This is a genomic window from Actinacidiphila glaucinigra (assembly GCF_900188405.1).
GTDB classification, from domain to species: domain Bacteria; phylum Actinomycetota; class Actinomycetes; order Streptomycetales; family Streptomycetaceae; genus Actinacidiphila; species Actinacidiphila glaucinigra.
The window spans coordinates 44,140-58,669 of the sequence record NZ_FZOF01000040.1 but is presented as its reverse complement, the minus strand read 5'-3'; the positions used below and the strand labels follow the sequence as shown (position 1 = coordinate 58,669).

Here is a 14,530-nt window from a genome sequence, read left to right as displayed (position 1 = left end):
TGGGTATGGATGCTGCTGAAGACCCTGTAGCCGTGGTTGCGTGCTTGCTGGATGAGCCGTGGGACGGCAGGTGGAACAGCCTTGCGGTGGCGGGCGTCGATCTAGTGTCGATTTACACCAGGATGGAGGGCTGCACGTACACGTGGATCACCAATGGCGGCTCCCTCCACGAGCGGGGGATGGCGACCGTGAGGTTCATCTCTGACGAGATTGAAAGGGTCCTTCCCGAACTGGCTGAACATGACAGCGTGCACGTATGGACTCGGTTGCACAGGATGGCTCAGCTGATGGTCGCTCACAACAACGCACCGGTTGAGGTGAGCTCCTAGGAACTCTCCGGTCGGTCATGTGTGGAGCCAGATGACGAGGCTTGCCGCCGTGATGGTGCCGAGGAAAACGTAGCCACGCTTGTCATAGCGGGTGGCCACTGCTCGGTGGTTCTTGAGCCTGTTGATGGCTCGTTCGACGGTGTTGCGCTTCTTGTAGCGGTCCTCGTCGAACCCCGGTGGCCGGCCGCCGTGTGCGCCCCTTCGCAGGCGGGCGGCCCGGCTGTCGGCCTTCTCCGGGATCGTGTGCGGGATGCCCCGGCGTCGCAGGTACTCCCGACACGGCCGGTTGCTGTAGGCCTTGTCAGCGGTCGGAACTGGGGGCTGTCACTCCGCTGGCCGGCAGTGATGAGCAGGGACAGCGGGCGGCAGCGACCGTCGGCGCTCAGGTGGATCTTGCTGGTGAAGCCACCTCGCGAGCGGCCCAGTGCCTCACCTGCTGAACCCCCTCCGCCAGTCGGCCGACCAGGCTCTGCCACGGAGGTTCGGCCAGGTGTTCCGCCGCGTCGTCCCCCCTTTGGAGCGGCCGTGGTAGGTGGCGGGTCGTTGCGGGCGCCGGCGGCATGCTGATGAGCGCGCACGCTCGTTGAGTCGACCGAGACGTCCCAGTCCACGTCACCCGCGGCGTCGGCTGCGGCTTGGATCTGCTGCAGCAGATGTTCCCAGGTGCCGTCTGCGGACCACAGCCGGTGGCGCTCGTAGACCGTCTTCCAGGGCCCGAACCGCTCGAGAAGGTCGCGCCACTGCACACCGGTCCGCACTCGGTGCAGAATCCCGTCGATTACCTGCCGATGGTCTCGCCATCGGCCACAACGACCATTGCTCACCGGCAGGAACGGCCAGAGCCGTTCCCACTCGACATCCGACAAGTCACCACGCTGATCACGCCCCCATACCCCGACCAACGAGTCAGGAGCGAGCCAGTCACATGATCGACCGGACAGCTCCTAGTACTGCAACGGTCTTTGTCGTGACGGGTGGGCAGTGGGCTCGTTGAGTGGGCATGGGGTGGGATGTGGTGCCGGCTGATGCGAGCCGGTGGTCGTTGGGCCTGTCAGAGTTGCATGAGCGGTTTGTGCACCGGTTCGCAAGGTCGGAGCCGCGTGAATCTGCGCTGGCCTATATGCAGGGGCTGATAGCTCCGCTGGAGCGGAAGAACGGCTGGACGTTGGCTGAACAGGCCGGTCACGCGGCTCCGGACCGCATCCACCGGCTGCTCAACCGGATCGGGTGGGACGCCGACGAGGTCCTCGATGACGTGCGGGACTACGTCGTGGAGCATCTCGGTGACCCCGACGCGGTGCTGATCGTGGACGACACCGGCTTCCTGAAGAAGGGCGTGCGGTCGGCCGGAGTGCAGCGGCAGTACTCCGGCACCGCCGGACGCACGGAGAACTGCCAGGTCGGGGTCTTCCTCGGCTATGCCACCGACCGCGGCCGCACGCTGATCGACCGCAAGCTGTATCTGCCGACGTCGTGGACCGACGACCGTGAGCGATGCCGCCAGGCCGGCATCACCGATGAGGTGGCCTTCGAGACGAAGGTGGCAACGGCAAAGGCCATGGTCCGCCGGGCGATTACCGACAAGGTCCCGTTCCGATGGGTGACCGCGGACGCCGCCTACGGCTTCAGCAAGAGCTGGCGCACGGAACTTGAACAGGCCGATGTCTTCCACGTCATGGCCACCACCCGCCATGACACCGTCGTCTCCCGCTGGGCCATGGACCACCCCGTCCACGACCTGTTCAACGGTCTGCCCAGGCAGAAGTGGAAACGCCGCTCGTGCGGCGCCGGCGCTCACGGACCGCGTGTTTTCGACTGGGCCCGAGTGGAGGTCCGTCCCTGGCACCGCGAGGACCGCCGGCACTGGGTCATCGCCCGCCGCAGCGTGAGCCGCCCGCAGGAAATCTCCTACTACATCGCCTACTGCCCGGCCGGCACCACGCTCGACGAGCTGATCCACGTCGCCGGGGCCCGGTGGGCCATCGAGGAGTGCTTCCAGACCTCGAAAGGTGAGTGCGGCCTCGATGACTACCAGGTCCGCCGCTACGACGGCTGGCACCGCCACATCACCTTGGCCATGGCCGCCCACGCCTGCCTGACCGTCCTGCGAGCCCGCGAGCTGGATGCCGGGAAAGCAGAAACGGATCCTCCGACCTCGTCCCGCTCAGCCTCCCCGAGCTCAGACGCCTGATCACCCGACTCACTCACCGCAGACCACACTCCATCGACCACGTCCTGCACTGGTCACACTGGCGACGCCGACGACAACACCAAGCCCGCACCAGCCACTACAAACGACGCGGCCACATACCGCCTGAAGCTGCCCACCCGTCACGACAAAGACCGTTGCAGTACTAGTGAGCGGGCGTTGACCCCTCACTCATCTGAACGCGCCTTGCTCGCAGTGCGGATGCTGGCCTCCAATGCCGCCATCAGGTCCACGGCCGGTACCGGCTCCTCCAGCTCCTCGACCTCGCCGCCGGTCATCTTCGCCACCGCGAGCTGCTCCAGCGCCGCCGCGTACTCATCGTGCAGGCCGGCGATCTCCACGCCGGCGAGCTGGTTCATCAGCAACTCGGCGAGCTCCAGCTCCCGCTCCGTCACCGGCGCCGGCGAGGACAGGTCACCGGGCTCCCGGATCTCCTCCGGCCACAGCAGCGTGTGAAGCACGAGCATCCCGTGGCGCGGCCTCAGCACCGCCAGCCGCTCCCGGGTGCGCAAGGTGACCTTCGCGACCGCCACCCGCCCGCGCCGGGCCAGCGCCTCCACCAGCAGCGCGTACGGCCGCTGTCCCTGCTCGCCGGCGGCCCCGACCCAGTAGGGCTTGGCATAGAGCACCGGGTCGACGTCGCGCTCGTCGACGAAGCCCAAGACGTCCATGGTGCGCTTCGTCGGGAGGGGGAGCGCGGCCAGGTCCTCATCGAGGAGCACAACGGTGCGGCCGTCCGGACGCTCCCAGCCACGGGCGATCTCCGACTGCGGGACCTCGACGTCCTCGCTCTCACAGACCCTTCGGTGCTTGATCCTGGAGCCATCGGGCGCGTGAACCTGGTGGAATCCGGTGCCGTGCTCGTCGGTCGCCGAGTAGAGATGGACAGGCAGGCTGACCAGGCCGAAGGTCACGTAGCCGGTCCAGATCGCGCGCATACCGACAGCGTGAAGGCCGGGGCGGTTCACCGCGCGAGCAGCTGCTCCGGGCCGGTGATCGTGCGGGCCCTAAACGCTGGCGGCAGCTCGTTGCGCGGTGCCCATCGAACCAGGCGCGCGGCGCCCATCGGGCCGACCAGAGGGTGCAGGGCCGACCAGAGGGTTCGGCGGAGAGCGACCCGTTCGACCGGGTACTCGCGGCGCTCCGTCGCATGGCCCGGGTACGGGATCCTAGCGATTTGCGGGCTGGCCCTGGGGTGGTTGGTTGCGCTCCGGGTACGCCTCGGTGACCGCGACCGGCTCGGCACCGTCCCCGGGTGGCCAGGACGGCACCTCCACCGCATCACGCCAATAGCGCCGACGTTCGGCTCGATGGTGAGGGGTCGACCCAGCCAACCCCGGACGGCGCCGCTCACTCCCTCGAGTGGCCAGCGCACCGGCCCCGGCGTAGCGCCATCAGGACGCGTGTTCCTGGCAAGGCGAACCGCTCGCTTCGGCCTCATACCAACGTGTTGCGGTGGCCCGGAGGCGTTCCGCCCTCCGCGTGCGCTGGCCGACGCCTCCGACCAGACTGAAAAGAGTGGAGACGACCCAGCGTGGCCCCTGCCCGCTGCCTCTTCAGGCGCTCCGCCTTTGCGAGCGAGCCTTTGCCTTCTCGGCGGCGGCGTGCGCCGGTCGGCACATCAGCTTCGTAACCCTCGAAGGGAAACCTGATGAGTGACGTACCCAAACTCGCCATCGCCGTCGCGGTCGCGGGAGGCTACATCCTGGGCCGGACGAAGAAGGGGCGACTGGCCTTCACCATGGCTACCTACCTGGCTGGACGCCGGTTCGGCCTTGAACCCCAACAGTTGCTGGCGGAAGGGGCGAAGAGGCTGCGTGAACTTCCTCAGATCGAAGAACTCAGCGAACAGCTACGCGGCGAGGCCCTGAAGGCCGGACGTCAGGCGATGGGCGCGGTAGCCGACCGCAAGCTCTCTGAGCTGGCCGACTCCCTCCACGCACGCACAGAACGCATAGGCAAGAGCAAGGAAGAGGAGCCGGAAGAAGAGGAGGAGGAACCCGAGGACGACTACGAAGAGGAATTCGAGCCCGAAGAAGAGGAGGAGCCCGGGGAGGAAGAGGAACCTTCGGGGGATGCGGCAGAGCCGGAAGAAGAGGAGCCAGAGGAGCCAGAGCCGAGGCGACGCCGGGCAGTCCGGAAGCAGGACGCGAGCCGCGACGACGAGGCGCGCGGTCGGCGGGCCACGCGCCGGCCCACGAAAGCAGCTCCCCGCTCGGCGCCAGCCAAGAAGACAGCGGCCAAGAAGACGGTCCCAGCGAAGAAGCCCTCCGCTCCGGCGAGGAAGACCGCCGCCAAGAAGACAGCGGCGAGGAAGACATCCACACGGCGGAGGTAGGCCCATGGCCAGCACGACACGAGACAACGGGCAGGCCTCGGGCCTGGACCAGTTGCGCGGCGCGTTTACAAGCTTCATGGGAGCGCAGGTAGGAAACCTGGCGGACAAGACCAGCGACAAACTTGGCGACGTCACCAGCGGGCTTCAGGGTGTAGCTGACAGCGGCGGTGTGCTCCCCAAGGCGGGTCTGCGGATACTCCAGGGTGATTCACCTGCCAAGACGTTGATCGGCGAGAAAGCGAAAAGCGTCAAAGACAACGTCGTCAACAAGGTCAAGGGGGTATTCGGAGGCGGAAGCGGCAAGGGCCGTAAGGGCGGCACCACCAAGGTCATGAACATCATCGAAGTGATGGACGTCGGTGTCCCGCTGCGCTTCGCTTACGACCACTGGACTCAGTATGAGAAGTTCAGCAGCTTCACCAAGGGCGTCCGCAGTGCATCACGGGGCAAGGACATTGACAGCGACTGGAAGGTCAAGGTGGGTCCGTCGACCCGCGGGTGGAAGGCCACGACGCAAGAGCAGGTTCCGGACGAACGCATCGTGTGGAGCTCGGAGGGCGCCAAGGGCACCACGCGTGGCTGTGTCAGCTTCCACGAACTGGCACCCAGCCTCACTCGCATCGTGCTCGTGGTCGAGTACTACCCGTCCGGCTTCTTCGAAAAGACCGGCAACATCTGGCGCGCTCAAGGGCGGCGTTTGCGCCTCGATTTCAAGCATTTCCAGCGTTACGTGACCCTCACTGACGAGGAACCGGACGGCTGGCGCGGCGAAATTCGCGACGGTGAAGTGGCCCGCAGCCACGAGGACGCCATAGAGGAAGAGGAGCAGGCTGCCGAAGAGGAAGGCTCAGAGGAGCCCGACGAGTACGAAGAAGAGGACGAGTACGAGGAAGAAGAGGACGAGTACCCCGAAGGGGAAGGGGACGAGTACGAGGAGGAAGGCGCGTACGCCGAGGAGGCCGAGGAACACCCAGAGGAAGACGAAGGCGAGGAGGACGAAGAGCAAAGCGCGTAAGGGCCCGGCAAGTACGGCCGCAACGGTGACGCTTCTCTGCCCTCATGTGGCCCGAGACGCTTCGTGCGGTTTCAGCTGCGCGGGTTAAGTTGCGCGATCCTGGCGTTGAGCGCCGTAGCAAACGAGCACCATGCCGCGTAGGGCAAGAGTGCGGTGGCCGCCCACGGGTCGCAACGTGATACGCGACGAATGAGGTGCAGGTTGCTGGCATTGAGTAGTGCAGTTGCAGCCAACCCGGCACGTGGGCTGCGGGCAGCGAAGAACAGCCAACTCCAGGCGGCGTTTAGAGAAAGGTTCACCGCCAGGACGCTTGCCAGTTTGCTGCGGTCCCCGTCATCGGCCTGGCTCCAAGCTCGACCCACTGACCAGGCGAGGCTCGCGTAAAGAGGTGTCCACGCGGCGCCAAACGCCCTCGGTGGTGGCTGCCACCGGGGCTTGGACAGCCGTCGGTACCACGTGCTCCGGGAATCCGTTGCCGCACTCCCTACGGCGGCAGCTGCCGTGACTGCTGCCGCAGCGCCGGCGTAGGGCTGCCACGAAAGCCGCGCCTGCCCGCCACGTTCGCTGATCAGCCTCACGCCAACCATCCTTTCCCAAGCGGCCGCTGCGGCCCTTACGCCAGCCCAGTACCTACGTGGTCGCCCGCCTCCCCGTAGCCCACCGCGCGAGGTTCCGTCCGTGCACCTTAGGCCAGGAGCCGTCATCACTGCCGCCGGTGTGGCCAGCGGGCAAAGCTCGTTTGCCGCAGGCACAGACGCCTACACCCTTCGCCTTCGAACGGACACGGGACCACATCACAATGAAACCGCTCGTCCGGGAGACCGCCACCGTAACTTGGCCAAATCGGCCACGGTGTGTGTCCCATGAGTCCGCCAGCCGTATGGATCGCTCGCGCTCGTGGCCCGTTCGTACCAGCCGGAATGGCAGGAGAGATCTCCTGCAGGGACGGTGGGAGACACCGGCCGGCCTTCCGAGTCCAGCCCTGCGTCTTCACCGAGGAGTCGAGCGATGCCCGAACGTAATACCGTGCTGCGCAGCCTGCATGATTTGGGCCTTGCCGCTTGGTTCGGTGGTTCCCTGATGGGCGCGGTCGGGCTGAACGGTGCGGCTCGGGCAGAGGGCACTACGTGGGAATCGACCACCCGGATCGCCGCTTCCGGCTGGTCCAAATGGAGCCCGGTGAGTGCCACGGCGATCGGCGCCCACCTCGTCGGCAGCAGTGGCTTGCTCGCGGTCAATGCCGCCCGTGTCGTGGCCCAGCAGGGTGTCGCCGCCTCCACCCTGGCCAAAACCGTTTTGACCGGAGCGGCACTGGCTGCCACGGCCTACAGCCGCGTCCTGGGCAAGAAACTGGAACTCGCCTCCTCCACTCGTTTCGAAGACGCGGAGAAGGCGGCCAAGCACCCGATCGAAACCGACAAAGCGCAGCGGCATCTGGCGATCATGCAGTGGGCAGTACCGGCTCTGACAGGAGGGCTGCTGATCCTCAACGCTGTCCACAACGAGCAGCAGCGCCCCTCCCAGCAGGTTCAGGGCATGTGGCAAAGGGCCCTATCAATCGCTCCTCATTTGCCTGCTACCCCGGATTGGCACCTGATGCGCTCGTCGAGGTAGGCCCTGAGCATGTCCCGCGACGGGATGCATCGCGTGCCTCTTGCGGTAGCATCCCCGGCGATCTCCCGAAGCGCGAGCCGTGAAGATGCGAGCCGTAGAGACGAACCCGATCCTGGAGAGAAGGGTGACTTCGTACCGCGCGCCTCGCGTTGATGGCAGGTCGCAGCAGGTCTTGGAGCCACGGCAGAAAGCACCAAACGATTGACGAGATGGCTCTGACCAGCCTCACGGGCGTCCGCTGTCAACCGGACCCGACGGTCAGAATCGCAGGGGAGAAAAGCATGACGGGCAACGACCAGCTCACGGCCAGGGACATCATGTCCGGCGGAGTTCAGTGCGTCGGCGCGCACCAATCGCTTCAGGAAGCGGCAAGAATGATGCGCGACCTGAACGTCGGATGCCTGCCCATCTGCGGGGACGACAACAGGCTCACGGGCCTGATCACCGACCGCGACATAGTCGTCCAATGCGACGCAGAGGGCATCGACCCGGCAACGGTACAGGCGGGAACCCTCGCCGGAAACCTGCAATGGATCGACGCGAGCGCCGGTGCCGACGAGGCGCTGCAGTTGATGGAACAGCATCAGATCAAGCGCCTGCCAGTCATCGACACTGAGCACGGTCACCAACTGGTCGGCATGATCAGCGAAGCCGACCTCGCGCGCAATCTGACGGACACCCAGATCGCGGAATTCGTGACCCGGGTGTACGTCAACCCCTGATCCGGTGGCGGGCTGCTCCCTCGCCCACAAAGGGCAGGACGCCGCCCCTGCCGGAAGGCTCAAACAGTCGTGCAATTGTCTTCGACGAGCAGTGGCCGGCGCGCCCAGGTAGCGCGTGAAGGAAGGCCCACTCCTATGGAGTGGGCGTCTCGGCCCGGGATCGACCGCTCCAGCGCGAACCATTCGTCGGGCCGACCACCGCCGCCGGTTGCTGTCAGCACACCGGCGGCAGCAGTCGACAGCGTTCTCCCGGCCCGGACGTGCCACCGGTGCCGCTGACTCGACGCCTCCACCGTGAGGGTCCGGGCGCAGAGCGAACTGCCATCGACACGCGCGAGACGGCCCCGCTCCAAGGGGGATCACTAAGGAGTGGGGCCGCGTTCTGATCCAGGGGGGCGACGAGCAGTCCGCCTCGGCTCTCGGGGGCGGTGCCCGCCCAGCCCGTTCCCTGGTACTTACGGGCGGTCCGGCTGGGCCCCGCGCCTCGTGGTTCACTCACACAACCAGCCGGACGAACACCTTGCACGCTACGCCGCCCGCGGTGCAGTCCGCCCCGGCCTCTCGACGCGTTTCAAGTCCACGCGCTCATTGTGCGGGAGATTGGACGGGGCAGTGCTCCTTCGGACACCCCTCGCCCGGTCCTCGTAGAGTTGTACGTATGGCGGATCTTACGCTCGTGCAAATCGAGGGGATCGCCCGCGCAGCCCACGCGGACCAGACGGACAAGTCGGGACGGCCCTACGTGGAGCACGTCCAGGCCGTGGTCGATGGAGTGAGGGAGCGGGGCGGCTCCGAGGAGCAGATTGCCGCCGCTTGGCTGCATGACACGATCGAAGATGAGAAGCTCTCAAGCGAGTGGCTTGTCTCCGCGGAGCTTCCCCAGTATGTGAAGGACTTGGTCGACGCCATGACCAAGCGACCAGGGGAAAGCGACGAGTCATATGTGCGGCGGATCCTCGCCGTGCCGGGCGCTCGCCTCATCAAGGAAGCCGACCTAGCGCATAACGCTGACCCTGACCGGCTCGCCCTGATCGACGAACCGACTCGGCGCCAGCTCAAAGAGAAGTACGCGAGGCTGAGGCGGCTGCTCGGCCTGACAGCGGGCGACGTGTAACTCCAACGAGGGCGCCTCGCTCCGCCGCCTCCGGCGCGAACCGTTCGATGATGCCGTACACGAGTGGGTGGGCACGCTGCTTCGGACGGGCTTCGAGCCACCCGATAGCGACGCCGTCCAGGCCCAGTTGCGGCAGGCCCCTGGGGACCCCGGAAGCGGAGTTCTACAAGGCCGCCGAGCCTTTGGTTGCTGCCCAGCATGTCAGCTGGCCGGCGACCTTCTGGGCTGTTTGTCCTGTTGTTGCATGGGCAGGCGTGTGGGACGTCCTCACGACAACGGAGGAGAACCATGGCGACAGGTGAGACAGGATTCAAGGACGTCGCGTACGACCTCGTGTCGGTCCAGTACCACTCACTGAAGGCCGGACACGACTACGGACAGTACGTCCGGGACGCCAAGAACGCCGGAGAGACCGAGATCGCGGACTTCTTCCAAGACGTGATGCGCGAGGACTCCGAGCGTGCTGCACGGTGTCACGATTTCCTCACGGAACTGGCAGAGAAGGGCGACATCGGGCCAGCCGCCTCCTGATCGAACAAATCAGGACAGGTTCCCGGGATCGGCCGCCACGATGTTGTGGGGGCCGACCCCTCCGCTACCTCCCCGGGAGGAGCAACCGACGGTCGGCACCAGCGACGGCCCTCGAGCTGTTGCGCCTCTCGGTGCTCGCATGGCTGTCCTCGCCGCCACGGCGGGGCTTCACATCCGCTGGCCGCAGAGGGCCGCGTGCCGAGCTGGTAACCAGGGAGAGCGCAGATGTCGAGGCTGACCGTCCAGGCCAAACACTCACGAGCCCCCCAGCCCCACCAGCGCCCCATCCAAGAGGCGGCCGTTTGGGGCCGTTATGGATCTGAATGCGGCACGCAGCGGTTCGCCGGCGTGGGCACGGGTACCCGATGGTCCTGCCGCGAAGGGCAACCGCGAGGAAGTGATCGATCATGCGGGCCACCGTGTGGCACGGCAAGCACGACGTACGGGTCGACACCGTGCCCGACCCCCGGATAGAAGAGCCGACCGACGCCCTGGTGCGCATCACGTCCACCGGCCTGTGCGGATCGGACCTGCACCTCTACGAGGTCCTCGCCCCGTTCATGACGCCCGGCGACATCCTCGGGCACGAGCCCATGGGCATCGTCGAGGAAGTCGGCTCCGAAGTGGACAACCTCGCACCCGGTGACCGTGTCGTGGTCCCGTTCCAGATCGCCTGCGGCACCTGCTACATGTGCCGCGAGGGGCTCCCGACGCAGTGCGAGACGACGCAGGTCACCGAGTACGGGAGCGGTGCGGAACTCTTCGGCTACACCAAGCTGTACGGAAGCGTCCCCGGCGCTCAGGCCGAGTACCTGCGTGTCCCGCAGGCGCAGTTCGGGCCGATCAAGGTTCCGGACGGCCCGGCCGACGACCGGTTCGTCTACCTCTCCGACGTCCTGCCCACGGCCTGGCAGGCGGTGAAGTACGCCGACGTCCCCGAGGACGGCAGCGTGGCCGTCCTGGGTCTGGGACCGATAGGCGACATGTGCTGCCGCGTCGCGCGTCACCTGGGCGCGGGCAAGGTCATCGGCATCGACCACGTACCGGAGCGGCTGACCCGGGCGCGCCGCGACGGTGCCCAAGTGTTCAGCCTCGACGAGTACCAGGACCAGGACGAACTCGTGAAGGCCGTCCGGGACGCCACCGACGGCCGCGGCCCGGACGCCGTCATCGACGCCGTGGGCACCGAGGCGCACGGCAGCAACGTCGGCAAGCTCGTCCAGCAGTCCGCCGGCCTGCTCCCGCGTGCGTGGGCAGCCAAGCTGATGCAGACCGCGGGCGTCGACCGCCTCGGGGCCCTGCACCTGGCCATCGACATGGTGCGCCGAGGCGGCACGATCTCGGTCAGCGGCGTCTACGGCGGCATGACCGACCCCATGCCGATGCTGACCCTGTTCGACAAGCAGATCCAGCTGCGCATGGGCCAGGCGAACGTCCGGCGCTGGAGCGACGAGATCCTCCCCCTGCTGACCGACGAGGACCCGCTCGGCGTGGACAGCTTCGCCACGCACCACGTCCCCCTTGAGCAGGCCCCGCAGGCCTACGACATGTTCCAGAAGAAGGCCGACGGCGCCATCAAGGTCCTCATGATTCCTTGACGCCTGAGGTCACCCAGGCGGCGCGTCCAGGGGCGTGGCCGCCAGGGCCCGGGCCACGCCGTACAGGTTCGCGGCCATGGCGCGGCCCGTCCTGTGGGACCAGTCGTGGCCGCGTTCGTCGTCGAGGTAGTCGGGGCCGGCCCCCGGCCCGAGGTGCCAGTACGTCCAGGCCTGGCCCGGGATGGCGTAGCCGATGTCGCCGAGGGCCCCGGAGATCTCGCTGATGACGTGGTGTGCGCCGTCCTCGTTGCCGGTCACCACCACCCCGGCCACTCGGTTGTAGGCGACCGGGCGGCCACGGTCGTCCGTCTCGGACATCATGGCGTCCATGCGCTCCAGCACGCGCTGGGCGACCGACGAGGGCCTGCCCAGCCACGTGGGGGAGGCGACGATAAGGATCTCCGAGGACAGCAGCTTCTCGTGGATTCCGGGCCACGCGTCCCCGCTGCCCTCGTCGCTGGTCACGCCCGGCTTGATGTCGAGGTCCACCGCGCGGACGCAGTCGATATCCACGCCGTAGGCCGCAAGCTGGTCCGCCACCACCTTCGTCAGGGCGTAGGTGTTGGACGGCTGCGGCGACGGTTTGACGGTGCAGTTGATGACGAGCGCTTTCATGCGGCTCTACCTACCTCCGATGCGGCTGGGCATCCCCGCGAAGGCGGACGACTCACTCTCCCGGTCAGTGCCGGGCGTGCGCCGAATCGCCCGCGCGGCCTATCAGCGGGCCGGCTGTAGCCCGCCAGCCAGGGTTCGGCCGCCCACGGTGGCCTGGTGGAAACACACCGCTATCCCAGCGCCTGCCAGCCCCGAACGGGGAAGCGTGCACTTTGTCGGGGTAAACGAGGGGAAAGGACCACGGATCGACGTGAGGACGGCATGCCTGGTGACGGCACCGGTCGCCGAGAAGGCCGCGACGAGACCCGGGAAGAGTGCGCCGACCGCCAGTGGGGTGAACTCATCCAGGAGGTGCGGGTCGCTCAGACGGGCGTCCAGATCCTTTTCGGTTTCCTGCTGACCGTCGTCTTCACGCCGCGCTACCCGCAACTCGAGCAGACCGACCAGATCATCTACATCCTCACGGTCGTACTGGGCGCCTCCGCCACCGGGGCACTGGTCGGACCGGTCTCCTTCCACCGCATCGTCGCCGGGCGCCGCATCAAGCCGGAGACCGTGCAGTGGGCCTCGCGCCTCACCTTCGCAGGGCTCGTCCTTCTGCTGGCCACCATGACCTCCGCCCTGCTCCTGGTCCTGCGGGTAGCCACCCACGACCCGTTCGTGCCCTACCTGGTCGCGCTGGTCCTCGCCTGGTGCCTGCTCTGCTGGTTCGTACTGCCCCTGTGGGCCCGATCCCGCTTCACCCAGGACTGATCGGTTTCGGTCCGCGCCCACCCGATTGCCGTATCAATCCACAGTGCGGGATGCCGATATCGCGGGAGTGCGATGAAGAATTCGACAGGCCGACTCCGCGCGTCCCGCGACCACGGGACGTCTCCCCCGTAGAAGTCGCTCCAGCCCCGCAAACGGCATGGGGACACGACCTGGACTTCAGCAACGTGCTGCTCCGCGTCGTGCGGGAACTGGGCACCCGCGGGCTGCTTACCTTCAGCCCCCCAGGCACGGGCCTGCCATCAAAGCCAGCCGCAACGGATGTGCCTGGGCGAAGCGCGGCCGACAATCGCCGTTGACCGCGGGCGCCGGCTTGGGGCAGGCGCCCCGGGGTAGCCGGAAGGCGTCCGCTAGGCAAGGCTGGCAGAGAGGGCGGGGCACATGGCGACGTTCGTCCGGAGGACCCGAACGGCCCCACGAGCCGTAGCGCAAGCCCCGCGCCGCTGTAAGGACGGCCTTCCGGCACTGGACGACGCGACGAGGGTGGCCCCAAGGGACGCCAGGAAATTGTCGAAAGATTTCTTCGCCAGGCTAGGCGGGCTGGAGGAAGGGACTCGCGAATACCAGTACGCCAGAAACACGCTGATCTCGTCACGGTGGTATTGCTGCACCCACGCAACACGCAGGACCTGCACCGCCTCGACCTCCCGCAGCCAGGCCGGAGCATCGGGTGCGTCGACGGCCTGAAGCAGTGCGAATCCGTCCTCTCCCACCGCCAGCGCCCACCGCTGACGGGCGTCGGTCCCTTTGGGGAAGCGGAAAGAGTCGATGCGTTTGCCGTAACGTTCGAACCACTGCGGCGCGGCGATCTGCCGCAGCCAGCCGGGCGCCGCGACGGCCAGCGTCTCCAGGGCGGCGCGCAGGGTCTCACCGACGAACTCCATCCGGTTCAGCATCCGCACCGCGGCCAGCACGTGTGTGGAGTCGGTCCGCTGGCGGCCGCCCGCCCGCAACAGCCCCAGCGCGCCAACCCGTTCCAGCAGCCGATCCAGGACCAGTTCTTCCAGACCGTGCGCGATCAGCCGGTCCCGGAACTCACTGAGCACGGAGAAGTCGAACCCGGGATCCTCCAGTTCCAGGCCGAGCGCGTACTTGACGTCGATCCGCCCGCGGACCGCGTCGGCAGCCTGCCGGTCCGTCAGTCCCTCCGCGAACTGCAGCACGCTCACCAGCGCCAACTGCCCCGGCGGCCACGCCGGACCACCCCGGCGCGGAAACGCCCGAGCGAACTGCTCGTCCTCGAACAGCGGACCGAGTTCATCCCGGATCCGCATGGCCAGACAACCCTTACGGAACGCAGCACGAGCCACCCGCGCGGTGGCCTCCGGGACGAACGGAAAAGGCACAGGGCGCAACGACATCGCCGCCCCTCCTTGCCTCCCCGCGAGACGGAACGAACCCCCACCAGACTGCCCGCACAAGCAACATCACCAAGCACACTCACCGAATCCGCCAACAAAGTCTTTCAGCCCCGGGAGGAATCGGGTCCTGAACGCTTGGGCGTGAAACGCCCAGGCCTCGCTGCGCCTCAAGTCGGCTGTCAACGGCGGCGATTGTCAGTCCGGCCGAATACGGTACTGGTCGTGGGCGTGAAGATTGTCGTGCAAGCCAAGCTGCTGCCGACCGCCGAGCAGGCGGTCGCGTTGCGGTCGACGCTGCACGCATGCAACGCCG

At 67.1% G+C, this 14,530-nt stretch carries 12 protein-coding genes and 4 pseudogenes; 11 read left to right on the top strand and 5 right to left on the bottom strand.

Annotation, left to right across the window (positions count from 1 at the left end; translation table 11 throughout):
• Positions 1 to 329, top strand: a pseudogene (locus CHF15_RS45550) (hypothetical protein); the annotation flags it as partial.
• Between the two features lie 15 nt (positions 330 to 344).
• Here the strand turns inward: CHF15_RS45550 and CHF15_RS40610 are convergent.
• Positions 345 to 1,231 (bottom strand): annotated as a pseudogene (locus CHF15_RS40610) (IS5 family transposase).
• Between the two features lie 98 nt (positions 1,232 to 1,329).
• Here CHF15_RS40610 and CHF15_RS40605 point away from each other — a divergent pair.
• Positions 1,330 to 2,520 carry an IS701 family transposase gene (locus tag CHF15_RS40605; RefSeq protein ID WP_089228964.1) on the top strand — a complete coding sequence of 397 codons (1,191 nt, stop codon included), beginning with the start codon at positions 1,330 to 1,332 and terminating at the stop codon, positions 2,518 to 2,520.
• A 185-nt stretch (positions 2,521 to 2,705) separates the two neighbouring features.
• Here CHF15_RS40605 and ku read toward each other — a convergent pair whose 3' ends face one another.
• Positions 2,706 to 3,476 carry a non-homologous end joining protein Ku gene (gene ku, locus CHF15_RS40600; protein WP_089228963.1) on the bottom strand — a complete coding sequence of 257 codons (771 nt, stop codon included), beginning with the start codon at positions 3,474 to 3,476 and terminating at the stop codon, positions 2,706 to 2,708.
• Positions 3,477 to 4,189: 713 nt separating this feature from the next.
• Here ku and CHF15_RS45330 point away from each other — a divergent pair.
• Both CHF15_RS45330 and CHF15_RS40590 read left to right on the top strand, forming a co-directional pair.
• Positions 4,190 to 4,876 carry a histone protein gene (locus tag CHF15_RS45330; RefSeq protein WP_089228962.1) on the top strand — a complete coding sequence of 229 codons (687 nt, stop codon included), beginning with the start codon at positions 4,190 to 4,192 and terminating at the stop codon, positions 4,874 to 4,876.
• A 4-nt stretch (positions 4,877 to 4,880) separates the two neighbouring features.
• Positions 4,881 to 5,891, top strand: a complete 1,011-nt coding sequence (locus tag CHF15_RS40590) for an SRPBCC family protein (protein WP_089228961.1) — start codon at positions 4,881 to 4,883, stop codon at positions 5,889 to 5,891.
• A 71-nt stretch (positions 5,892 to 5,962) separates the two neighbouring features.
• Here the strand turns inward: CHF15_RS40590 and CHF15_RS40585 are convergent, their stop codons facing one another.
• On the bottom strand, positions 5,963 to 6,478 hold the full coding sequence (locus CHF15_RS40585) for a TspO/MBR family protein (RefSeq protein ID WP_089228960.1): 516 nt from the start codon (positions 6,476 to 6,478) through the stop codon (positions 5,963 to 5,965).
• A 421-nt stretch (positions 6,479 to 6,899) separates the two neighbouring features.
• On the opposite strand from CHF15_RS40585, the gene CHF15_RS40580 reads away from it, so the two are divergent.
• The 5 genes from CHF15_RS40580 to CHF15_RS40560 all read left to right on the top strand — a co-directional run bounded on the left by CHF15_RS40580 (position 6,900) and on the right by CHF15_RS40560 (position 11,470).
• On the top strand, positions 6,900 to 7,505 hold the full coding sequence (locus CHF15_RS40580; protein ID WP_089228959.1) for a hypothetical protein: 606 nt from the start codon (positions 6,900 to 6,902) through the stop codon (positions 7,503 to 7,505).
• A 281-nt stretch (positions 7,506 to 7,786) separates the two neighbouring features.
• The gene (locus CHF15_RS40575) at positions 7,787 to 8,227 is read left to right on the top strand and encodes a CBS domain-containing protein (protein WP_089228972.1); all 441 of its coding nucleotides are present in this window, start codon (positions 7,787 to 7,789) and stop codon (positions 8,225 to 8,227) included.
• A 658-nt stretch (positions 8,228 to 8,885) separates the two neighbouring features.
• Complete coding sequence (locus CHF15_RS40570) at positions 8,886 to 9,341, top strand: HD domain-containing protein (RefSeq protein WP_089228958.1); 456 nt, start codon at positions 8,886 to 8,888, stop codon at positions 9,339 to 9,341.
• 288 nt (positions 9,342 to 9,629) lie between these two features.
• On the top strand, positions 9,630 to 9,872 hold the full coding sequence (locus tag CHF15_RS40565; protein ID WP_089228957.1) for an acyl carrier protein: 243 nt from the start codon (positions 9,630 to 9,632) through the stop codon (positions 9,870 to 9,872).
• A gap of 407 nt (positions 9,873 to 10,279) precedes the next feature.
• Complete coding sequence (locus CHF15_RS40560) at positions 10,280 to 11,470, top strand: zinc-dependent alcohol dehydrogenase (RefSeq protein WP_089228956.1); 1,191 nt, start codon at positions 10,280 to 10,282, stop codon at positions 11,468 to 11,470.
• Positions 11,471 to 11,479: 9 nt separating this feature from the next.
• On the opposite strand, the gene CHF15_RS40555 is transcribed toward CHF15_RS40560, so the two are convergent.
• Entirely contained in the window at positions 11,480 to 12,085 is a 606-nt protein-coding gene (locus CHF15_RS40555; RefSeq protein ID WP_089228955.1) for a flavodoxin family protein, read from the bottom strand.
• A 261-nt stretch (positions 12,086 to 12,346) separates the two neighbouring features.
• On the opposite strand from CHF15_RS40555, the gene CHF15_RS40550 reads away from it, so the two are divergent.
• Complete coding sequence (locus CHF15_RS40550) at positions 12,347 to 12,838, top strand: DUF6328 family protein (protein WP_089228954.1); 492 nt, start codon at positions 12,347 to 12,349, stop codon at positions 12,836 to 12,838.
• Between the two features lie 399 nt (positions 12,839 to 13,237).
• A pseudogene (locus tag CHF15_RS46215) lies at positions 13,238 to 13,444 on the top strand (RNA polymerase sigma factor SigF); the annotation flags it as partial.
• Positions 13,445 to 13,911: 467 nt separating this feature from the next.
• On the opposite strand, the pseudogene CHF15_RS46210 reads toward CHF15_RS46215, so the two are convergent.
• Positions 13,912 to 14,130: pseudogene (locus CHF15_RS46210) on the bottom strand (transposase); the annotation flags it as partial.
• Positions 14,131 to 14,530 lie beyond the last annotated feature (400 nt).

What these genes read in the sequence shown, in the direction of transcription:
- CHF15_RS40605 (WP_089228964.1), top strand. Translation starts at nt 1,330, where the DNA reads ATGGGGTGGGATGTGGTGCCGGCTGATGCGAGCCGGTGGTCGTTGGGC.
- ku (WP_089228963.1), bottom strand. Translation starts at nt 3,476, where the DNA reads ATGCGCGCGATCTGGACCGGCTACGTGACCTTCGGCCTGGTCAGCCTG.
- CHF15_RS45330 (WP_089228962.1), top strand. Translation starts at nt 4,190, where the DNA reads ATGAGTGACGTACCCAAACTCGCCATCGCCGTCGCGGTCGCGGGAGGC.
- CHF15_RS40590 (WP_089228961.1), top strand. Translation starts at nt 4,881, where the DNA reads ATGGCCAGCACGACACGAGACAACGGGCAGGCCTCGGGCCTGGACCAG.
- CHF15_RS40585 (WP_089228960.1), bottom strand. Translation starts at nt 6,478, where the DNA reads ATGGTTGGCGTGAGGCTGATCAGCGAACGTGGCGGGCAGGCGCGGCTT.
- CHF15_RS40580 (WP_089228959.1), top strand. Translation starts at nt 6,900, where the DNA reads ATGCCCGAACGTAATACCGTGCTGCGCAGCCTGCATGATTTGGGCCTT.
- CHF15_RS40575 (WP_089228972.1), top strand. Translation starts at nt 7,787, where the DNA reads ATGACGGGCAACGACCAGCTCACGGCCAGGGACATCATGTCCGGCGGA.
- CHF15_RS40570 (WP_089228958.1), top strand. Translation starts at nt 8,886, where the DNA reads ATGGCGGATCTTACGCTCGTGCAAATCGAGGGGATCGCCCGCGCAGCC.
- CHF15_RS40565 (WP_089228957.1), top strand. Translation starts at nt 9,630, where the DNA reads ATGGCGACAGGTGAGACAGGATTCAAGGACGTCGCGTACGACCTCGTG.
- CHF15_RS40560 (WP_089228956.1), top strand. Translation starts at nt 10,280, where the DNA reads ATGCGGGCCACCGTGTGGCACGGCAAGCACGACGTACGGGTCGACACC.
- CHF15_RS40555 (WP_089228955.1), bottom strand. Translation starts at nt 12,085, where the DNA reads ATGAAAGCGCTCGTCATCAACTGCACCGTCAAACCGTCGCCGCAGCCG.
- CHF15_RS40550 (WP_089228954.1), top strand. Translation starts at nt 12,347, where the DNA reads ATGCCTGGTGACGGCACCGGTCGCCGAGAAGGCCGCGACGAGACCCGG.